The sequence below is a fragment of the Cupriavidus sp. GW822-FHT03E04 genome, assembly GCF_058801495.1.
In genome coordinates this window covers 37903-57728 of the sequence record NZ_JBXANI010000014.1, presented here as the reverse complement: position 1 = coordinate 57728, position 19826 = coordinate 37903, and the positions used below count along the sequence as shown (strand labels likewise).

Genomic DNA, 19826 nt, shown 5'->3' with positions numbered 1-19826 from the left:
ATTGACGGCAAGGCGATCGTTCAACGGCCCAGGCTTACTGCTTAAACCCTGCGTGACGCAGCGCTTCCTCAGCGGCCTCGTGGTCTTGAACCGATGTTCCGCCAGAAACACCGATGCCACCCACCAGACGCCCTTCGTGGAAGATCGGTACGCCACCGCCGACCGGCGTCAGCCGCGGATGGTGCGCCAGTGGGGCAACGGTGGGCTCGGCCATGTACTGATTCCATTGGTGCGTGGCCATGCCGAACGACGCGGCGGTCCATGCCTTGTCGATGGCGACATCAACGGTAAGGAACGGGGCGGCATCCGCTCGCTCGAAAGCGCGCAGGTGGCCTCCTGCATCGGTAATTGCGATCGTCGCGGCGAATCCGCGCGCTGCGCTGGCGCGGCGCGCTTCTGCCAGCAATGCTTGTGCAGCTTCCAGGCTGATCGTTGTCGTGCTGATGATTTGCGATGTCATGTTGATGCTCATTGTCAGAAGAGTTCAGCGGTTGGCGACGACGACCTTGCCGATCATATTGCCTGCCTCGACCAGCGCATGCGCCTCGATCAGACCTGCGGCGTTGATGCCGTCAATGCGTCGGGTCAGCGTGTGCTTGAGGCGGCCCAGATCGACCAGCTCCGCCGCGCGGCGCAGCAACGCGTATTGCCGTGCGAGGGTGTCGGTGGTGAACATCGCGCGGGTGAACATCAGCTCCCAGTGAATCGAGATGGACTTCCCCTTGAACGGCCCGATGTCCAGACCCACCGGGTCGTCGATGAGTGCGAACTGGCCTTCCGCGCGCAGCACGGAGGCGATTTGCGGCACATAGGCGGCGCTGTTGTTCAGCCCGGCAACGTGGGTGACGTGCTCGATGCCGAGCGCGGCCAACTGGGGTGCCCAGGCCTGATGATGATCGAGGACGTAATGTGCGCCATGGGCCAGCACCCACTCGCGGGTTTCCGGCCGCGAGGCCGTGCCGATGACGGTCATGCCAGTCAACTCGCGCGCCAGTTGGGTCAGAATCGAACCGACGCCGCCAGCTGCTCCAATGACGAGCAGCACGTTGTTGTCGGTCGGGTCTGCTGCGTGAACACGCAGACGGTCGAACAGCAGCTCCCACGCAGTGATCGTCGTCAGCGGCAACGACGCGGCCGCGGCGAAGTCCAGCGAGGTCGGCATAGGTCCGACGATACGCTCGTCCACGGCGTGCAGTTCGCTGTTGCTGCCGGGCCGCTTGATGTCACCCGCGTACCAGACACGGTCGCCTGCCTTGAAGCGGGTTGCCAGCGGACCGGTCGCGCGGACGATTCCCGCCGCGTCCCAGCCGGCGATGCGCGCACAGCCTTCCGGAATATCTCCACCGCGCCGGATTTTGGTATCGACCGGGTTGACCGATACCGCTTTCACTTCCACCAGCAGATCGTGGTCGCACAGCTCCGGCGTCGGCAGCTCGATATCCTGCAGCGCCTGCGGGTGGCTGATGGGATGGTTCTGATAGAAGCCAATTGCTTTCATACACGTGGTCTCCAAGGGTGATTGAGACCATGTTATCTTTCGTCGATACGCGGATAAATACCCGCTGAACCCAAACAATTTCGGCATTTCAATGAAAATGATTCGACTCGATGACGTTCAGATCTTCGTACACACGGTGGACTACGGCAGCTTCTCGGAGGCGGCGCGCCAGTTGAATATCGCGCCCGCACATGCGAGTGCGTCAGTGCAGCGACTCGAAAAGGCGCTGGACACCCGCCTGTTCACCCGTTCGACGCGAAGCATGCAACTTTCGGACGCCGGGGAGCGATACCTGCCGCATGCGCGGGTCATGATTGGCGCGCTGGAGCAAGGCCAGCAGGCCCTGGCCGGCGGCCGGGGCGCGCTGTCCGGCCCGCTGCGGCTGTCCGCTCCGTCTGACTTTGGTCGAAACCTGCTGTTACCGTGGCTGGATGAATTTCAGCACCGGCACCCTGGTTTGTCGCTGCACGTGAAAATAAGCGACCGTGCGGCCGACCTCATCCGCCAGCCGCTCGATGCGGTCGTGCGCTACGGAGCGCTGCCAGATTCGTCTCTTCTGGCCATGAAACTGGTCGACAACAATCGACGCGCATTGTGTGCCGCGCCGTCATACCTCGAACGGCATGGCGCACCGGCCAAAGTTGAGGATCTGCGGCGACACAACTGCCTTCGGTACGTCTGGAGCGAGCAGATACATGAACGCTGGCACTTTACCCCGCCTGGCGGCGAGCGCACCGTGGCCGTCACAGGCAATCGCATCAGCGACGATGCCGATGCAGTTCGTCGCTGGGCGATAGCCGGGGAAGGCCTCGTCTACAAGTCGCGGCTGGACCTCATTGAGGATCTGAAGGCAGGTCGGCTGGTGGAGTTATTTCCCCCGGAGTATTGCGAGCTCGCGCCGCTGCACTTGATTTGTGCTCACCGTGCGCAACTGTCGCCGGCGATTAACGCGTTGCATGCTTTCTTGCGGGAGCGCTGCACTGCATTGCTTGCCAGCCATCCATCCGGAGGCACTCAGGCTGCACTCGCGATTTAATTGGCCGCCTACAGGGCGCAACGGACGTCTGAATGTCCGAACCCCGTTGCCCGCGAAAGGTCGCCTGTTGGCTGGAAAGGGACCTCTCCGCTGCTACCCAGCCGTCTCTTCCCCACTAGCGACGCTCGCACCCTCGGCCTGCAAACGTCAGACTTCGACCTCCACCACCCGAGCCTTCAAGCGCGGCGCGGCGAAATCAAGGAAAGCGCGCAGCTTCAGCGGCAGGATGCCCTGTCCGGTGTGAACAAGGCTGATGGGCCACGGCGCCGGCTCGAACGGTGCGAGCACGATCTTGAGCGCGCCGGCGCGCAACGCGCTCGCCATCTGATAAGACACCACGCGCGTGATCCCGACGCCGGCCACTGCCGCATCGACCGCGGCTTCGGCAGTGCTGACGGCAAGCCGCGAACGGACTGGCACCGCGATCTCCGACTTGCCCGACATGAAGGTCCAAACCTGCCGGGATGTCATCCGTTCGAACGTGATGCATGCATGCGCGGTGAGCTCGATGGGGTTCGTCGGCATGCCGTGTTCGGCGAAGTAGGCCGGGCTTGCGCACACCACCCGGCGCACCGTGCCAATCCGTGCCGCGACGAAACTGCTGTCGGGCAGTTCGGCAACCCGCAATGCGACATCGACGTGCTCTTCAAGAAGCGGCACCACGCGGTCGGTCAGCACCATCCGCACATCGATGTCCGGATAAGTCTTAAGGAAATCCGCGACCACGGGCAAAACGTGCAGGCGTCCGAAGACCAGGGGTGCGGTGATGACGATCTCGCCTTTGGGCGCCGCATACTCCCCCGAAGCTGCACGCTCCGCCTCCCCCACTTCCTCGAGAATGCGCCGGCATGCGGCAACATATGCTTGCCCGGCTTCGGTGAGGGAAAGCTGTCGGGTGGAGCGATGCAGGAGTCGCGTATTCAGGTGCGACTCCAGGTCTGCGACCTTGCGGCTCACCGTTGCGAGCGGCATCTTGAGTTGGCGCGCCGCAGCAGAAAAACTGCCTGCTTCGACCACGGCCACCAGGATCGACATGGATTCGAAGCGATCGGCCATGTTCTCAGTTTTTGGGAGGATGATTCTCAATAATGGCAGATTATCTTTATGCGTGGAAGAGCATAGTATCGGCCGCACCTCCCCGACAAACGAGGCGGCGAACGATTTGAGGCTTCTCGATTGGCTGCTCTGGGCCGCCACGTCTCAGGTCCCCAAGAATCTGGAGAATGTGCTGTGTCAACGCTTTCGAGTCCCCATCCGCAGTCCTTGCGGACAACCGCTTCGATCAGAAATTTGCCCGTCAACCTGTTTGCGTCGGTCATGGGCATTGCCGGACTGTCCATTGCGTGGCGCCAGGCCAGCCACGAGTTCGGGGTGAGTCCGCTGATCTCCGATGCAGCCGGCATCCTCGCCTTGGTGGTGTTCGTCGTGCTCGGCGCGGGCTATCTCGTCAAGGCGCTCAAACATCCTGAGGCGGTCGTCGCCGAGTACCGGCATCCCGTCGCCGGCAATTTCTTCGGCACGATCACGATCGCTATCCTGCTGCTTTCCTCGGTCGTTGCGCCACTGAGCCAGACGCTTGCCGAAGTCATGTGGACGGTGGGTACCATTTTCACGCTTGCGCTCTGCTTCGCGATTGCGGGCCGGCTGCTGCGGGGAAAGATCGACGCTGCGCACGCCGTTCCCGCCTGGTTCATCCCGGGTGTGGCCACATTGGATATCGCCGTTGCCGGCGGGACCATGCCAATGCCGTGGGCGCATGAAGTCAACTTGTTCGCGCTGGCCGTGGGAACGATGATTGCCCTCTTGTTCTTTACGATGATCATGTCGCGCATGATTCACCACGAGCCGCTGCCCGCCAGCATGGTCCCTTCCCTGCTGATCCTGATGGCGCCGTTCGAAGTGGGCTTTCTTGCCTACACGAACTTTACGCAGCAGGTCGACACCTTCTCCGGGTTGCTGTTCTACTTCGGTCTCTTTGTATTCCTCACGCTCGCACCCAAGGTGTTTCGCAGGGGAATGCCGTTCGCTTCGGGTTGGTGGGCAATCAGCTTTCCAATGGCAGCGCTGGCGATTGCCTCGCTGAAATACGCGATGTTCGTCCAGGCCTGGCCCGTGAAGGCGATTGCCATCATCCTGCTCGCCATGCTGACCCTCGCGATTGGGGTTCTCTTTGTCAAAACGCTGCACATCCTCCTGAACGGTAAGCTGCTCGGCGGTTGAAACGGCAACCGACATGACCGAAGTTCAGGACCCGCGCATATTCTCCGACCCGACAGGCGGTGCGCCGTCGCCACCGCCACCGCCACCGCTACCGGACGTGATATCGGAAGGTTTGGCAGTCGTTTTTTGTGGCATCAATCCCGGCATGAGAGCGGCGGCAAGCGGCCACCACTTTGAAGGCCATGGCAACCGCTTTTGGCGAGTCTTGCATCTGGCGGGTTTCACGCCAGTGCTGATACGCCCCGAAAACGACCGGGACCTGCTCGCCCATCGATGCGGATTGACAACGGCCGTTGCCCGGCCTACCGCGCGGGCCGATCAGCTTTCACCGCATGAATTTCATGCATCGACATCGGCGTTGCTGAAGAAAATCGAACTTCACCGCCCCACCTGTATCGCCTTCCTGGGGAAGGCCGCATACGCAGCCATTTCAGGTCAGCGGCAGGTCTTATGGGGACGCCAGAATGCGATGTTGGGTGGGTCGACTGTGTGGATCCTTCCAAATCCGAGCGGGTTGAACCGCTCGTTCAGCCTCGATGACCTCGTTGGGGCTTATAGCGCGTTGTACCTTGCGCATGCCTCGCCGAAAGCCTTGTTTGCGCGATAGACCGCAAAACACAGGACAGCGGAAAACCTCGGGGTCGCGGTGGCCGTCTCGCCCCCTTGCTCCCCACCACGCGGCCGCCGCGTGCCGCCAACTGCCGTCCCCCTCCACTCGCGTAAAACCTCCTTGCAGCGTCATGGTTCGCCTGCTAGAGTCCACAACTGATCACTGCATAGTTAAAAAAGGATCGATCGCGCCGCCTGGCAGGCGCGACGCAAAACCAACAGATCGGAGACAGCACCCATGGCCATCGCCTTCCCCACCAACGAGCCCTATTTGTCCGGCTACTTCGCGCCGCTGCACGCCGAGTGCGACGCGCCCAACCTGCCGGTCACCGGCGAAGTGCCCGCCGGGCTGCGCGGCAGCTATTACCGCAACGGGCCGAATCCGCAGTTCGCGCCGCGCGGCAAATATCATTGGTTCTCGGGCGATGGCATGCTGCACGCGTTTCATTTCGAGAAGGGCCGCGTGTCCTACCGCAACCGCTGGATCCGCACACCGAAATGGGTCATGGAAAACGAGAACGGCGAAGGCTTGTCGGGCTCGCTGGCAAGCCGGCACCTGACGGACCCCAGGCTGCTTGAGCTGAACTCCACCGTGGCCAATACCAACGTGGTCTGGCATGGCGGACGCCTGCTGGCGCTGGAAGAAGCGCATATGCCATTCGAAGTGGACCCGGTATCACTGGCGCCGCGCGGCTACCAGACCTTCGATGAGAAATTTTCCGGGCCGATGACCGCGCACCCCAAGATCGACCCGGTCAACGGCGAAATGGTCTTCTTCGGCTATGGGGCCCGCGGCCCGTTCACACCGGACCTGATGCTGCATGTGGCAGACAGCCAGGGCAAGCTGCTGCGCTCCGTGCATATCGTCGCGCCGTTCCCGAGCATGGTCCATGACTTCGTGGTGACGCGCACCCACATCCTGTTTCCCATCTTCCCGCTGACGGGGTCGATGGAGCGCGCCACCAACGGCCAGCCGGCCTATGCGTGGGAGCCGGACAAAGGCACGCACATCGGCATCCTGCCGCGCGACGGCACCGCGGCGGACGTGCGCTGGTTCACCGGCGATCCGTGCTACGTCTTCCATCCGATGAACGCCTTCGACGCGCCGCACGGCGGCATCGTCTGCGACATGATGAAGTACGACGTGCCGCCGCTGTTCCCCGGGCCGGACGGACGCCCACTCTCCAACGGCGCACCCGTGGCCAGCCTGGTGCGCTGGACCTTCGACCTGGCGGGGAAATCCGGCGCGTATCGCGAGCAGCCGCTATGCGATACGCCGGGCGAGTTTCCGCGCCTGGACGAGCGCTTTGCCATGCTGCCCTACCGGCACGGCTATTACTGCAGCGGCGATATCTCCGCCTCCACCAAAGGCGACAGCCTGCGCAGCGGCCTGGCGCATATCGACTTGGCCACCGGGCAGGTCGCGCAGTACCAGCCGCCGGCCGGCGACAAATGCGGCGAACCCGTGTTTGTCCCGCGCCATGCGGATGCCGACGAGGGCGACGGCTGGCTGCTGTCCGTGATCTGGCGCGCCGCGGAGAACCGCAGCGATATGGCCATCTTCAACGCGCAGGCGCTGGCGCAGGGGCCGGTGGCGCTGGTGCACCTGTCGCATCGCGTGCCCGCCGGCTTCCATGGCAACTGGCGTCCCGCCGACTGAGGCGGATGCATGCTGCGATGCACGCAGCGCAAGGTGCTGGTGGACTGACCGGGCAAGGCCCCCGGCCTAGCGCGGCGTTGCCGATCCCCGCAACGCCGCCAGGCAGAACTGCACGACAACATCGGCCATCTGCTCGGCCGTGGGCTTGTGCGTGGAGGCCACAGGCAGGCGGCGGCGGTCGATGGTCAGCGTGGCCAGGCCGTGGGTGGCGGCCCACACGGAGAAAGCCAGTTGTTCCTCGCTGAGCTCGCCGACGCCTGGCGCCTGCAGTACGGGCCCGATGGCGCTGCGCAGCACCTGGAACGAGGCAGCGCCCGCCTCCGCCAGCTCCGGATACTGCTCCCGGTCCGCGATCTCCGGCCCGAACATCAGGTGAAACCGCGCGGGATGCGCCTGGGCGAACGCCACGTAGGCGAGCATGATCGCCCGCAGCCGCCCTGCCGCATCGGCAGGGTCGATGTTCTCCACGCTCTGTCGGCGATACGCCACCAGGTCGCGAAACGCCTGGGCCGCGATGGCGGCCAGCAGCCCGTTCCTGTCCTTGAAGTGATAGGCCGGCGCGCCCGGCGAGACCCCAGCCAGCTTGGCTGCCGTGCGCATGCTCATGCCCGCGATCCCCTCGGTATCGAGCAGATGGGTGCCCCACGCGATCAGCGAAGCGCGCAGGTCGCCATGGTGCCATTGCCCTTCCGGCTTGGTGGTTCCACCTTGGGACTGGCCCTGCTTTACCGGGGCGTCGCCGCGTGCTGTTGCTGGTTTTTTCATGGAAGCGGAGTTTATCAAATGCCTGCACCGCGGCATGGATGCCCACGGTTTTCTCAATAATTAGACAATTGTGCCGCCACGGCTGCTGCGGACCAGCGCGGGGTGCCCACTGGCCACAAATCTGCGTGCCGCCAGGCCCCTAAAAACCCCTTGCAAACACGATTTCTCACGTGTAATCTAAAAAATAAGATAGATGCCGAATGGCAAAGGATATTTGCAGCGTAGTGCCTGCAGCCCGATCCATCCGGTTATTTTTTCTCCATGCAGTCTACAAATTGAGACATATTTTGGCTTGCCTGCGGTGTCCCGCAACCCGGGCCAGCCGGCAGCAGCGCTAACCCGCGCAACAAGTGAACCAGAAGGCGCTACCCGTCGACGACACAGCCCGCCGGCCGGCGCACATGCTCAACAAAGGCACAGAGGAACGCCCCATGGAAGCCAACGCTCGCGCATCGGTCCCCACGTCCGACGCCCCGCCCCTACGAACCGACCGGGCCTCGCCCTACGCCTGGAAGGCGCTGGCCGGCTCGGCCATCGGTTACGCGATGGATGGGTTCGACCTGCTCATCCTCGGTTTCATGCTGCCCGCCATCAGCGTGGCCTTGAGCCTGAGCACCGGACAGTCCGGTGCCCTGGTGACGTGGACGCTGATCGGCGCGGTTGCCGGCGGCATCCTCTTCGGCGCGCTGAGCGATCGTTACGGGCGCGTGCGCGTGCTCACCTGGACCATTGTGCTGTTTGCGGTCTTCACCGGCCTGTGTGCGTTCGCACAGGGCTTCTGGGATTTGCTGGCCTACCGCACCATCGCCGGCATCGGCCTGGGTGGCGAGTTCGGCATCGGCATGGCGCTGGCCGCGGAAGCCTGGCCCGCCAGCAAGCGCGCGCGGGTGTCGTCGTACGTGGCGCTGGGCTGGCAGAGCGGCGTGCTGCTGGCGTCCTTGCTGACGCCGCTGCTGCTGCCGCATATCGGCTGGCGCGGCATGTTCCTGCTGGGCGTGGTGCCAGCGCTGGTGGCCTGGTTCGTGCGCAACCGGCTGCATGAGCCGGAAGTGTTCGTGCGCCATGCCGAGGCCCAGGACAAGGCCCAGGACAAGAACAAGCCGAGCGCATTCAAGCTGCTGGTGGCCGATGGCCGCACCACGCGGACCAGCCTCGGCATCGTGATCCTGTGCTCGGTCCAGAACTTTGGCTACTACGGCATCATGATCTGGCTGCCGACCTATTTGTCCAAAGCCCTGGGCTTCTCGCTGACCAAGTCCGCCATGTGGACCTCGGTCACCATCGTGGGGATGATGGTCGGCGTCTACGTGTTTGGCCAACTGGCCGACCGCATCGGGCGCAAGCCCAGCTTCCTGATCTTCCAGGCTGGCGCGGTGGCGATGGTGATCGCGTATGCGCAGATGTCCGACCCCGTCACCATGCTCTGGGCCGGCGCGGTCATGGGCCTGTTCGTCAACGGCATGATCGGCGGCTACGGCGCGCTGATCTCGGAAGCCTATCCCACCGCGGCGCGCGCCACCGCGCAAAACGTCCTGTTCAACATCGGGCGTGGCGTGGGCGGCTTCGGGCCCATCGTGGTCGGGGCCCTTGCCGCAGCCTATTCCTTCCAGGTGGCCATTGCCCTGTTGGCCAGCATCTACGTGCTGGACATGATCGCCACGATCTTCCTCATCCCCGAGCTCAAGGGCGTCGAGCTGGAATAAGCGGCGCGCATTGCATCGCCCCGTACCGCATTAGTCAGGACTCAGGAGTCATCATGCCTGCAACCTTGTGCAGCCCGGACAGCACCGCCGCGGTAGCGTCCTATCGCTGCCGCGTGGTCGAACATTCGTGGGTCAACCAGCGCTACAAGCACATCCGCCTCGAAGCGGATGCGCCCATTGCCAGGATCACGAAGCCCGGGCAGTTCTACCAGCTGCGCTGCCCCACCACCGACACGGAACAGCCGTTCCTGCTGCGCCCCATGAGCGTCTATGGCGCGGGGCCGGAAGCCGGCCGCATCGAGTTCCTCTACAACGTGACCGGCGTGGGCACGCGCGCCATGGCCAGCCTGCCGGTGGATGGCCACATGGAGATCGTCGGCCCGCTCGGCAACACCTTCACCTTCAGGCCGGATTTCAAGCGGATCCTGGTGGTGGCGCGCGGCGTGGGCCTGGCCACCATGGCGCCGCTGATCCAGCAGGCTGCCGAAGCTGGCGCCGCCATTACCGCGGTGATGTCGGCCCGCACCCGCGACGATCTGATGGAGCACGAATTCCTGCGCGGGGCCAACGCCCAAGTGCATAGCGTGTTCGATGCCGATGGCTCCTCGTCGGTGGAGGCCACGGAGGTACTCATGCGCGGCCTGATCGGGCAGCAGCGCCCGGATGCGGTCTACACCTGCGGCTCGCACCGCCTGCTGATGCTGCTGCAGCGCGTGCTGGCCGACCATCCCGAGGTGGTGGGCGAAGTCGCCATGGAGCAGCGCATGGCCTGCGGCATGGGCGTGTGCCTGTCCTGCGTGCGGCTGTTCGATTGCGATGGCGACAAGCAATTCCTGCGGGTCTGCCGGGAAGGCCCGGTGTTTTCCATTCGTGAAGTGGTCGGGGAGGTGGAGTTTGGCTGATCTCACCGCTCGGGTTGGCGACTTGACGCTGCGCAACCCGGTCATGCCCGCCTCCGGCTGCTTCGCCATCGAGTACCGCGAAGCGCTGGACCTCAACCAGCTTGGCGCGCTGGTGATCAAGAGCGTCTCCCCCAGCTCCCGGGCCGGCAACCCCACGCCACGGGTAGCCGAGGCCTATGGCGGCATGCTGAACGCCATCGGCATCCCGAGCAAGGGGCTCGACTATTACCGCGAATGCGTGCTGCCGCCTTACACGCGCTACAACACGCCGGTGGTGGTGTCGATCTCCGCCGATACCGCCGAGGCGTTCGCCCTGGCGTGCGAGCAGATGTCCTTGCCCGAGGTTGCCGCCATCGAGGCCAATATCTCGTGCCCCAACCTGGAAGCCGACGGCATGGCCTTCGCCATGCTGCCCGAGACCACCTACAAGGCGGTCTGCGCCATCCGCCGGCGCACGCGCCACCCCGTCTGGGTCAAGCTCACGCCCAACGCCAGCCACATCGCGGCCGTGGCCCGGGCGGCGGAAGACGCCGGCGCCGACGCCATCGTCATGGGCAACACGGTGCTGGGCATGGCCATCGACGTGCGTACCCGCAAGCCCAAGCTGGGCAATGTCATGGGCGGCCTGTCCGGCCCGGCCATCAAGCCGATTGCCCTGCGGCTGGTGCACCAGTGCCATCGCGCCGTGCGCATCCCCATCATCGGCTGCGGCGGCATCCAGAACGCCGAGGATGCCGTCGAGTTCATGCTCGCCGGCGCCGCCGCCGTCCAGGTCGGCACGGCGTCCTTCCGGGACCCCGGCGTCATGCAAAAGATCATCGACGGGCTGCAGGACTATTGCCAGGAAACCGGCACCGGGGCGCTGCGCGACCTGGTGGGCCAGGTCCGGCTCGACCCGCACTTAAGCGACCGCTGGCTGCGCTTCGCGCAGCAATCCGGCTGAGCGCCATCCGCAAAAGACCGCTCGCGCCGGCGCATGCCGCCGGCGCGTCACTGCAACGATCAACAAACGTGCCATGGAAATTCTGGAACTCAAGCCGGTCGCCGAACAGCTCTTCAAGGACATACGCGAGCTGTCGTCCGATGGCGTTGGCGTGACCCGCGACAGCTACGGCGCGGGCGAGACCGCGGCGGCGGCCTACCTGCGGGACTTCGCGCTGCGCCACGGCCTGCAAGCGCAGGCCGACCGCGCCGCCAATCTCGTCTTCCGCCTGCCGCAAGCCGACGCGGGAGTGCCCGCTACGTGGGTCGGCTCCCACCTGGACTCCGTCCCGCAAGGCGGCAACTTCGACGGGCTGGCGGGAATCGTCGCTGGCCTGCTCTGCCAGCTCCGGCAAAAGCAGTCCGGCCAGCACTCGCGCGTGCCGCTGCAGGTGGTGGGCTTCCGGGGCGAGGAAAGTGCCTGGTTCGGCAAGGCGTACATGGGTTCGGGCGCGCTGCTGGGCAAGCTCAGCGACGACGACCTGGCGCTGGCGCACCGGCATTCCGGCGAGTCGCTGGCGGCCTGCATGACAGCCGCCGGCGCCGATGTCGAGGCGATCCGCGCGCAGGCGCCGCTGCTCGACAAAGCCAAGGTCCATGCCTACCTGGAACTGCATATCGAGCAAGGCCCGGTGATGGTCGCGCGCGGCTTGCCGGTGGCGGTGGTGCCCGGCATCCGCGGCAATGTGCGGCACAACCGGATCCAGTGCATCGGCGAGGCAGGCCACTCCGGCGCGGTGCCACGGTGGCTGCGCAAGGACGCCATGTTTGCCGTGGCCGACCTGATCACGCGGCTGGACGAGCACTGGCGCGTGCTGCTGGAGCGCGGCATCGACCTGGTCGTCACCACTGGCGTGGTCAGCACCAGCCCGGAGGCGCATTCGATCTCCCGCATCCCCGGCATGGTGAATTTCAGCTTCGAGGCGCGCAGCAAGAGCGTGGAAACGCTGGAAGGCTTCTATCAACTGCTGCGCACGGAATGCAAGGCCATCTCGCGCGACCGCGGCGTGCGGTTCGAGTTCGACCGCCGCATCGAATCGGCCCCGGCCACCATGGACGGCAGGGTCTCCGAACGGCTCACGCAGGCATGCCGGCAACGTGACCTCCCGGTTGAGCAGGTGCCGAGCGGCGCCGGGCACGATGCATCGCTGTTCGCCAACGCCGGCATCCCCACCGGCATGCTCTTCGTGCGCAACGAGCACGGCTCGCACAACCCGCACGAGGCCATGGACATCGATGATTTCCTGCTTGGCGTGCAGGTGCTGGACGACACCATCGCGAGCCTCTGAGCCGCGGCCGAGCACAAACACTGAAGCACTGAAGCACAAAAGCACTGAAGCCCTGCATGTCTCAACTACGCCCTCAACCCGACCTGTCCTTGTCGGTAGGCCAGGCCCTGCTGGATGCCGGCTGCGTGAAATTCCGCACGGACGAGCCGTTCCGGCTGCCCTCCGGCTGGGCCAGCCCGGTCTATATCGACTGCCGCCGGCTGATCTCGTTTCCGGCACTGCGCAAGGCGCTGATCCAGCGCGGCTTGACGCTGCTGCGGGAACGCAACCGGATCGACGGCATCGATGCCGTGGTCGGCGCCGAATCGAGCGGCATCGCATTTGGCGCCTGGATGGCCGATGCCCTGGCGCTCCCGCTGCTCTATGTGCGCAAGGAAGCCAAGGGGCTGGGGCCCGCCTCGCAGATCGAGGGGGCCGTCAACGCCGGCGACCGCGTGCTGCTGGTGGACGACATGATGGCCGCCGCGCGCTCCAAGCGGATCTTTTGCGAGGCGCTGGCAGCCGCCGGCGCCGTGGTGACAGACATCTTCGTGGTGTTCGACTACGGCACGTTCCCCACCGAGCGCATCCTCGCCCCGTGGCAGGCCAGGATCCATTCCCTCGCGAACTGGCAGGACATCCTGCAAGCCGCGCGTGACAGCGGCAACGTGGACAGCCGCGGCATTGACGAACTGCAGCGCTTTCTGGCCGACCCGGCCCGATGGTCGCGGGACCACGGCGGCATCGGGCCGGGCGAGACGGCAACGACGACATTGCCCTGCAAGGCGTAACGCGCAAGCGGGATCTGGTTGCCGGATTCGTCGGCGCCAAGGAAGGCGCTGGGAGAGATTCGGGTCCCGCCTTGCGCAAGGTACGAATCGCGTCTGGCGCGCCTCCCGTGCTGCACTGCAATGTGAGCGCCGGTTCGGGATGTGCTAAAAAGACGCGGCACGCTGACCGGTGCCGCGAGATAGTGGCATACAACGCAGCCACGTCGACCTATCGAACGCTGACGCACCTTGCCATTGGAGTGACGCATGTTGAGGAAGCTGGCATGACGCAATCATATGCACTGCAACACGCACGACGCGTTTCATCCGTGGTCGACAATGCGTCATTCCATGAAGCGGCGGCGCAGGCGCGCCTGTTTCGCTCCTGGACCCGCTCGCTCAATACCTTTCAGCTGGATCCGGGAAATACGTCCGGCCCGCGCGTCATCAGTGCGACGGAGCTGAAAGACAGGCGCAATCGCGCCGAGGCCCTGCTGCGCTTCTCGAGCCCGGTGGTGGAGCGCTTGCACGGCGTCGTCGGCAAGGCGGGCTATTGCGTGCTGGTGGCCGACGCCGACGGCGCCCTGATCGATTTTCGTGGGCAGGAAGACCGCCGCAAGGAATACCGGCAGCACGGCCTGTATCACGGCCGCTATTTCACGGAGGACGCCGAGGGAACCAGCGGGGTGGCCTGCGTGCTGGCCGACAAGGAACCCATCACCGTCCACACCGAGGATCACTTCAGGGCAGCGTTCACCTGCCTGACCTGTACCGCCGCACCCATTATCTCGCCAGCCGGCGAACTCACCGGCGTGCTGGACGTATCGGCCGTGCGAAACAGTGAAAACCGGGATTCGCAGGAACTGATCTACGCCTGGGTATGCCAGGCGGCGGAGATGATCGAGAACGCTTACCTGCTCCACGATACCGGCCACCTGTGGACCCTGTACCTGCACCGCAGCCAGGACTACCTGAGCCTGCACCCCGAACTGCTGATTGCGTTCGACGATGCCGGAAACATTGCATCGATGAACCGGCAGACAAGGAGCATGCTGAGCACGCTATACACCGCGATTCCGGCGAACGTCCAGCATCTGTTCGATCTCAATGCCGGACAGGTCATCGACCTGAACAGCGGCCTGGAGATGTTCCCGTTGCGCCTGACCCGTGGCGGGGACCGCTTTTTCGCGAGACTTCGCCCGCCACGCCAAGCCTTGCGCACGCTATCGCTGTCGCCGGGACACCCGGCCACCGGCCACGCCGAGCCCGCGGCCCGTGCCATCGCCAGCGATCGTCTGGTCACCGGCGACCCACAGGTCTCGTCGCATCTCGCCCGCGCGCTCCAGATCATCGACCGGCGTATTCCCGTGCTGCTGCAAGGCGAGACGGGAACAGGCAAGGAGGCGTTCGCGCTCGCCGTGCATCGTGGTTCGCTGCGCGCGTCGCAGCCGTTTGTCGCCGTCAACTGTGCGGCCATCCCGGATACGCTGATCGAAAGCGAGCTGTTCGGCTACGCGGAAGGCGCGTTCACCGGCGCAAAGCGCAAGGGGCTCAAGGGAAAGATACTCCAGGCGCACGCAGGCACTTTGTTCCTGGACGAGATCGGCGACATGGCTTTGCCGCTGCAGACTCGGCTACTCCGCGTGCTGGCTGAGAACGAGCTGGTGCCGCTGGGCTCCGAGCAATCGGTGCGGGTCGATATCAACCTGATCTGCGCCACCCACAGGGACCTTGCGCGCATGGTCTCCGAAGGCACCTTCCGGGAAGACCTCTACTATCGCCTGACTGGCGCCGTGTTCCGGCTGCCTCCCCTGCGCGATCGCACCGACCTTGGCGAGCTCGTCGACTTCTTCCTGGCGGATGAAGCCCAGGCGCACGGCACCCGGTCCGCGCTGTCCGAGGAGGCAATGGCATGCATCCGCCGCTATCGCTGGCCCGGCAACGTACGGCAACTGCGCATGGCATTACGGTACGCATGCGCGCTGGCCGCGGCCCAAGGCGTCATTGTTGCCGAAGATCTTCCCGACTATCTGCGCTGCCCGGCCGATGCCGCACCAGCGGCGCCGCAGCCCGCGAGCCCGCCAGTCACCGCGCAGGCATCCGATAGTGCCGGCCTGCGCCCCGGCGAGCTTCTCGAACGGGAGCACATCGCGCAGATGCTCGCCTGCCACCACTGGCGCGTCAAGGAAACCGCCAAGGCACTGGGCATGAGCCGCGCGACCATCTACCGCAAGATGGCCAGATACGGCATTGTCTACCCGGGTTCGGCGTCCTTGCCGGCGTCGGTGCCCTGGTCTCAGGCGGACGAGGCGGACTGAGGCACGGTGTCTCACCGGATCGAGCCGGGCCGTCTCACGCGGGCCGCGCCGTAGCTTGCCGGGCCCTCGCCGGCGTCGTGCTGTATCGCAGCAATAACCCCGCGCGGCCCACGCTTCACCCTGCCTGCGCCTGCGCCCTGCCCACGCTGCGCCGCAGCGCGCGCAGCACCTTCGGCATCCGCCCTCGTCCGCCGTCCTCTCTGGCATGGTTCATGCGATTTCCTTCCTGCACGAAGGCCACGCCACACACTGATCCGCGGCACCCGCATGGTCCTTCGTCGATTCCCCACAACTACGATGGAGACACAACCGTGAGCAACGAAGGTTCGGTGCATCAGCCCAGCATGAAGGCCGCCGTATGGCGGGGTCGCCACGATGTCCGCGTCGAGGAGGTACGCGTTCCGGACAAGCCCGCCGAAGGATGGGTAAAGATCCGCGTGCATTGGTGCGGCATCTGCGGGTCGGACCTGCATGAATATGTCGCGGGCCCGGTCTTTATCCCGGTGGACCATCCCCACCCGCTCACCGGACTGAAGGGGCAGTGCATTCTGGGCCACGAGTTCAGTGGCGAGATCGCGGAACTGGGCGCAGGCGTGACCGGTTTCAAGGTCGGCGAACGCGTCACCGCGGATGCCTGCCAGCATTGCGGAAAATGCTATTACTGCACCCATGGCCTGTACAACATCTGCGAGAGTCTCGCATTCACCGGCCTGATGAACAACGGCGCATTCGCGGAATACGTCAACGTGCCGGCGGAGCTGCTCTACAAGCTGCCGGAGAACTTCCCCACCGAGGCGGGGGCACTGATCGAACCGCTGGCGGTAGGGCTGCATGCCGTGAAGAAAGCCGGCAACATCGTCGGCCAGACGGTTGTGGTGGTCGGCGCCGGCACCATCGGCCTGTGCACGATCATGTGTGCGAAGGCGGCGGGCGCAGGCCGCATCATCGCGCTCGAAATGTCGTCGGCGCGCAAGAAGAAGGCGCTGGAGGTTGGCGCCAACGTCGTCATCGATCCCAAGGAATGCGACGCGATCGCGGAGGTCAAGGCGCTGACCGGCGGCTATGGCGCGGATGTGTCCTTCGAGTGCATCGGCAACAAGGCCACGGCGAAGCTTGCCATCGACGTGATCCGCAAGGCCGGGAAATGCGTGATGGTGGGCATCTTCGAAGAGCCCAGCGCGTTCAATTTCTTCGAGATCGTATCGACGGAGAAGGAAATCATCGGATCGCTCGCCTATAACGGCGAATTCGCCGACGTGATCCGCTTTATCGCCGATGGCCGCATCGACGTGCAGCCGCTCATCACCGGGCGGATCTCCCTCGCCGACATTGTGTCGCACGGCTTCGAAGAACTCGTCAACAACAAGGATGGCAACGTCAAGATCATCGTCCAGCCGGTTGCCAGCCTGGCGGCCTGAGCGCCGGACAGCTTGACGACTTAACGGCTTGACGGCTTGACGGCCGCTCATTCCAACGCGCCGCGTTGACCAACGCGGCCACCCTCCCATCCCACCGGCATGCGGGCCTCGCGCGATGCAGCGTCGCGCAGCGGCCAGCGCGCGCCTCGCGTGCCGGGCCTTCATCGTACTGGACATGCCGGTCATGGAACCCCTCAGCCCCCATATCGAAGCTCAAGACACACCAGCGCTCGCGCCTGCCGGATTAGCGCTGCGGCCATTGGCATTCTCCGTGGCCGTCTTCCTGATCGTGCACGGCATCAGCCTTGGCGTATGGCGCCTGTTCGCCGACCCCGCCCAGGCCGTCTGGAAATACGCCCCCCAGCCATTTGGCATGTACCTCTTCTGGGGCATCCTGGTGCTGGTCTTCATCGGCTTCAACTTCGGCATGGCGGGATTCTCGGCGCTGAAGCAGCCCGTGCGCGGCTGCGCCGCCACGGTCGTGACGCTGGCGCTCTCCTTCGCCGTGCCCGCCGCGCTGGTCCATGGCTACGGCGCACTGGATCCGGCATTCAGCGCCATCAACGGCGCCGGCTACGGCGCGGCCGGCCTGATCGTGCTGATCGGCTTCTACGGCTTCGGCATACTGGCGACAGGCATGGCCGGATGGCCATGGTCCGACAGCGGCCTGAGCCCCGCGGCTAGCGGCCTTGCTCAAATCGCCGCCGGCTGTTGCCTCACGGGCCTGGGCTATTTCCTGCTTATCTATCCCAGCGTATCGGCCACCACCGCGCCGCATGCGACCCTGCTGCCGTTGCCGGTGGCGATCGGCTGGTTCTATTCCGTCATCGTGGCGTGGCTGACGACATTCCTGATCTTCGACAACTGGCCGTGGAACAGGCTGGCCCGGAAAAGCCATATGGCGCTCGCCGCGCTGGCCGGCAACTTCTTGCTGGGCACTGCGCTCTATGCCGTGCATCTGGCGTTGCTCAGATGGGTCCTCATCCCGCCCGGCGCCGTTGAAAAAATCGGCGCGATGCTTCCAAGCTGGCCCGCGCAGCTAGGCGTATGGATTGCCTTCTGGCTGATCTTCTGGGCCAACGTTGCCGGCAACTGGCCGACCCGGTTCGGTGCCGGCACGAACCGGGCCATACGCGCGGCATCCTGCTGGGGCCTTGGACTGATCTCCTTTTTTGCCTATACGCGATGGTTTGCCGGCGCCGTGCTGCATGAAGCGGAGATCGTCCCCGGCTTTGGCGGCGATCCGCTTACCTGGGTCGACCTGCTCAACTACGTCATGCTGATCTACGCCGTCTATTTCGAGTTCTACGGTCTTTCGAAGAAGAACGGCTGATCTGCCTGCCGCAAGGCTTGGCCGGCACTCCGCCCCCCTCGCGCGCCTTGCCTGCGGAAAAGCCGCCTCCGACGGCGACAGATGTCCCGCCCGATGCGACATCTGTCTCGCCGCCCGGCGCGACAGATGCCTGCCGCGGGCCTGGCGCCAGGCCGGCCCTCCCCACGCGTATCCGGCCTCCGGCAAGGCCTGGCGGGAAGCCGCGGGCCGGGCGCGGAGCTTCCCGCCCGCGCTGGCACCACTCTTGCAATTCAGGCTGGTCCGGCACCGCAGCCGGCCGCTGAAACGAAAGCAAGAGGAGACCCCGAATGGAACCCACCCCAAGCCATCTTCTGTGGATGTACGAGAAGATGATCGAGATCCGGCAATACGAAGAGACCATGGCCAAGGTCTACCTCGAAGGCAAGCTGCCGCCGAAGATCCAGAAAGGCCTGGCCTTCGACATCGGCGCCGGCCCCGTGCCCGGCGAGATGCATCTCGCAGCCGGGCAGGAGCCGGTGGCGGTGGGCGTATGCGCGCACTTGCGGCCGGAGGACACCGTGGTCGGCGCGCACCGCTCGCACCACTTCGCCATCGCCAAGGGCGTGCCGCTCGATGCCATGACCGCCGAGATGTTCGGCAAGGCCACCGGGCTCGGGCGCGGCAAGGGCGGCCATATGCACCTGTTCCATCCCGAAACCAAGTTCTCCTGCAGCGGCATCGTCGGCGCGAGTTCGCCGCAGGCCTGCGGCGCCGCGCTGGCGGCGCGCAAGCTGGGCAAGGACTGGGTAGCCGTGTCCTTCTTCGGCGAAGGCGCGGCCAACCAGGGCTCGTTCCATGAATCGCTCAACCTGGCAGCGCTGTGGAAGCTGCCGGTGGTGTTCGTCTGCGAGGACAACAAGTACGGCATCTCGGTGGAGAAGTCCGCCTCCACCTCGGTGCCTTCCAATGACGTGCGCGCCGCCGGCTATGGCATGCCGGGCGTGCTGGTGGATCACAACGACGCCGTCGCGGTGTACCACGCCGCCGGCGAGGCCGTGGCGCGGGCGCGGCGCGGCGAAGGCCCCACGCTGATCGAAGTCAAGACCGACCGCTATCTCGGCCACTTCCAGGGCGACCCGGAAACCTACCGCCCGCGCGACGAAGCCAAGACCCTGCGCAGCGCCGATCCGATCCACGCCCTGGGCGCCACGCTGCGCGCCAGCGGCCTGCTCGACGACGCCGCCGAAGCCGCCTTGCGCCAGACCATCTCGGCCCGCATCGAGGCCGCTTATGAATTTGGCCGCAACAGCCCCTACCCCGCGCCCGCAGAAGCGCTGCAACACGTCTTCGTCCAGCAAGACCTCGCACCAGCATAAACAGGAGA

Annotated in this window: 17 protein-coding genes; 13 read left to right on the top strand and 4 right to left on the bottom strand. The window is 65.2% G+C overall.

Translation table 11 applies throughout. From position 1 onward, the window contains the following. Positions 1–34 precede the first annotated feature (34 nt). Both AC1RQC_RS21170 and AC1RQC_RS21165 read right to left on the bottom strand, forming a co-directional pair. Positions 35–460, bottom strand: a complete 426-nt coding sequence (locus AC1RQC_RS21170) for a GlcG/HbpS family heme-binding protein (protein WP_492373707.1) — start codon at positions 458–460, stop codon at positions 35–37. A gap of 24 nt (positions 461–484) precedes the next feature. Next, entirely contained in the window at positions 485–1498 is a 1014-nt protein-coding gene (locus AC1RQC_RS21165) for a zinc-binding alcohol dehydrogenase family protein (RefSeq protein WP_492884474.1), read from the bottom strand. Between the two features lie 97 nt (positions 1499–1595). Between AC1RQC_RS21165 and AC1RQC_RS21160 the strand changes: the two genes are divergently transcribed. Beyond that, positions 1596–2534, top strand: a complete 939-nt coding sequence (locus AC1RQC_RS21160; RefSeq protein ID WP_492373754.1) for a LysR family transcriptional regulator — start codon at positions 1596–1598, stop codon at positions 2532–2534. A gap of 147 nt (positions 2535–2681) precedes the next feature. Here the strand turns inward: AC1RQC_RS21160 and AC1RQC_RS21155 are convergent, their stop codons facing one another. Next, positions 2682–3590, bottom strand: a complete 909-nt coding sequence (locus AC1RQC_RS21155; RefSeq protein ID WP_492373709.1) for a LysR family transcriptional regulator — start codon at positions 3588–3590, stop codon at positions 2682–2684. Positions 3591–3764: 174 nt separating this feature from the next. Here AC1RQC_RS21155 and AC1RQC_RS21150 point away from each other — a divergent pair, with 174 nt between their 5' ends. The 3 genes from AC1RQC_RS21150 to AC1RQC_RS21140 all read left to right on the top strand — a co-directional run bounded on the left by AC1RQC_RS21150 (position 3765) and on the right by AC1RQC_RS21140 (position 7023). Then, entirely contained in the window at positions 3765–4754 is a 990-nt protein-coding gene (locus AC1RQC_RS21150) for an SLAC1 anion channel family protein (protein ID WP_492810068.1), read from the top strand. 13 nt (positions 4755–4767) lie between these two features. Then, complete coding sequence (gene mug / locus AC1RQC_RS21145) at positions 4768–5361, top strand: G/U mismatch-specific DNA glycosylase (protein ID WP_492810066.1); 594 nt, start codon at positions 4768–4770, stop codon at positions 5359–5361. A 240-nt stretch (positions 5362–5601) separates the two neighbouring features. Continuing rightward, positions 5602–7023 (top strand): carotenoid oxygenase family protein, encoded by a 1422-nt coding sequence (locus AC1RQC_RS21140; RefSeq protein WP_492884472.1) that lies wholly within the window; start codon positions 5602–5604, stop codon positions 7021–7023. Positions 7024–7089: 66 nt separating this feature from the next. Here the strand turns inward: AC1RQC_RS21140 and AC1RQC_RS21135 are convergent, their stop codons facing one another. Then, a complete protein-coding gene (locus AC1RQC_RS21135) occupies positions 7090–7788 on the bottom strand; it encodes a TetR/AcrR family transcriptional regulator (protein ID WP_477132673.1) in 699 nt (232 codons plus the stop codon). Between the two features lie 431 nt (positions 7789–8219). Here AC1RQC_RS21135 and AC1RQC_RS21130 point away from each other — a divergent pair, with 431 nt between their 5' ends. The 9 genes from AC1RQC_RS21130 (at position 8220) to AC1RQC_RS21090 (ending at position 19818) form a co-directional block, all read left to right on the top strand. Next, positions 8220–9491: an MFS transporter gene (locus AC1RQC_RS21130; protein WP_492884470.1), complete on the top strand. Its 1272-nt coding sequence runs from the start codon at positions 8220–8222 to the stop codon at positions 9489–9491. Between the two features lie 53 nt (positions 9492–9544). Further along, on the top strand, positions 9545–10393 hold the full coding sequence (locus tag AC1RQC_RS21125) for a dihydroorotate dehydrogenase electron transfer subunit (protein ID WP_492827298.1): 849 nt from the start codon (positions 9545–9547) through the stop codon (positions 10391–10393). After that, positions 10386–11336 carry a dihydroorotate dehydrogenase gene (locus AC1RQC_RS21120; RefSeq protein WP_492884468.1) on the top strand — a complete coding sequence of 317 codons (951 nt, stop codon included), beginning with the start codon at positions 10386–10388 and terminating at the stop codon, positions 11334–11336. Before AC1RQC_RS21125 ends, AC1RQC_RS21120 begins: the two co-directional genes overlap by 8 nt. A 73-nt stretch (positions 11337–11409) precedes the next feature. Next, the gene (locus tag AC1RQC_RS21115; protein ID WP_492884466.1) at positions 11410–12663 is read left to right on the top strand and encodes a hydantoinase/carbamoylase family amidase; all 1254 of its coding nucleotides are present in this window, start codon (positions 11410–11412) and stop codon (positions 12661–12663) included. A 56-nt stretch (positions 12664–12719) separates the two neighbouring features. Further along, complete coding sequence (locus AC1RQC_RS21110; RefSeq protein WP_492373718.1) at positions 12720–13433, top strand: orotate phosphoribosyltransferase; 714 nt, start codon at positions 12720–12722, stop codon at positions 13431–13433. Between the two features lie 263 nt (positions 13434–13696). Beyond that, on the top strand, positions 13697–15730 hold the full coding sequence (locus AC1RQC_RS21105) for a sigma-54-dependent Fis family transcriptional regulator (RefSeq protein ID WP_492373719.1): 2034 nt from the start codon (positions 13697–13699) through the stop codon (positions 15728–15730). Positions 15731–16074: 344 nt separating this feature from the next. Next, a complete protein-coding gene (locus AC1RQC_RS21100; protein WP_416050472.1) occupies positions 16075–17148 on the top strand; it encodes a 2,3-butanediol dehydrogenase in 1074 nt (357 codons plus the stop codon). 184 nt (positions 17149–17332) lie between these two features. Continuing rightward, on the top strand, positions 17333–18481 hold the full coding sequence (locus AC1RQC_RS21095) for a hypothetical protein (protein ID WP_492827308.1): 1149 nt from the start codon (positions 17333–17335) through the stop codon (positions 18479–18481). A gap of 308 nt (positions 18482–18789) precedes the next feature. Continuing rightward, entirely contained in the window at positions 18790–19818 is a 1029-nt protein-coding gene (locus tag AC1RQC_RS21090) for a thiamine pyrophosphate-dependent dehydrogenase E1 component subunit alpha (protein ID WP_492373721.1), read from the top strand. Positions 19819–19826 lie beyond the last annotated feature (8 nt).

Excerpts from the sequence above, each read along its gene's own strand:
- AC1RQC_RS21135 (WP_477132673.1), bottom strand. The coding sequence starts at position 7,788 with ATGAAAAAACCAGCAACAGCACGCGGCGACGCCCCGGTAAAGCAGGGC.
- AC1RQC_RS21110 (WP_492373718.1), top strand. The coding sequence starts at position 12,720 with ATGTCTCAACTACGCCCTCAACCCGACCTGTCCTTGTCGGTAGGCCAG.
- AC1RQC_RS21105 (WP_492373719.1), top strand. The coding sequence starts at position 13,697 with ATGACGCAATCATATGCACTGCAACACGCACGACGCGTTTCATCCGTG.
- mug (WP_492810066.1), top strand. The coding sequence starts at position 4,768 with ATGACCGAAGTTCAGGACCCGCGCATATTCTCCGACCCGACAGGCGGT.
- AC1RQC_RS21160 (WP_492373754.1), top strand. The coding sequence starts at position 1,596 with ATGATTCGACTCGATGACGTTCAGATCTTCGTACACACGGTGGACTAC.
- AC1RQC_RS21140 (WP_492884472.1), top strand. The coding sequence starts at position 5,602 with ATGGCCATCGCCTTCCCCACCAACGAGCCCTATTTGTCCGGCTACTTC.
- AC1RQC_RS21100 (WP_416050472.1), top strand. The coding sequence starts at position 16,075 with ATGAAGGCCGCCGTATGGCGGGGTCGCCACGATGTCCGCGTCGAGGAG.
- AC1RQC_RS21170 (WP_492373707.1), bottom strand. The coding sequence starts at position 460 with ATGACATCGCAAATCATCAGCACGACAACGATCAGCCTGGAAGCTGCA.
- AC1RQC_RS21155 (WP_492373709.1), bottom strand. The coding sequence starts at position 3,590 with ATGGCCGATCGCTTCGAATCCATGTCGATCCTGGTGGCCGTGGTCGAA.
- AC1RQC_RS21095 (WP_492827308.1), top strand. The coding sequence starts at position 17,333 with ATGGAACCCCTCAGCCCCCATATCGAAGCTCAAGACACACCAGCGCTC.
- AC1RQC_RS21130 (WP_492884470.1), top strand. The coding sequence starts at position 8,220 with ATGGAAGCCAACGCTCGCGCATCGGTCCCCACGTCCGACGCCCCGCCC.
- AC1RQC_RS21090 (WP_492373721.1), top strand. The coding sequence starts at position 18,790 with ATGGAACCCACCCCAAGCCATCTTCTGTGGATGTACGAGAAGATGATC.
- AC1RQC_RS21115 (WP_492884466.1), top strand. The coding sequence starts at position 11,410 with ATGGAAATTCTGGAACTCAAGCCGGTCGCCGAACAGCTCTTCAAGGAC.
- AC1RQC_RS21125 (WP_492827298.1), top strand. The coding sequence starts at position 9,545 with ATGCCTGCAACCTTGTGCAGCCCGGACAGCACCGCCGCGGTAGCGTCC.
- AC1RQC_RS21165 (WP_492884474.1), bottom strand. The coding sequence starts at position 1,498 with ATGAAAGCAATTGGCTTCTATCAGAACCATCCCATCAGCCACCCGCAG.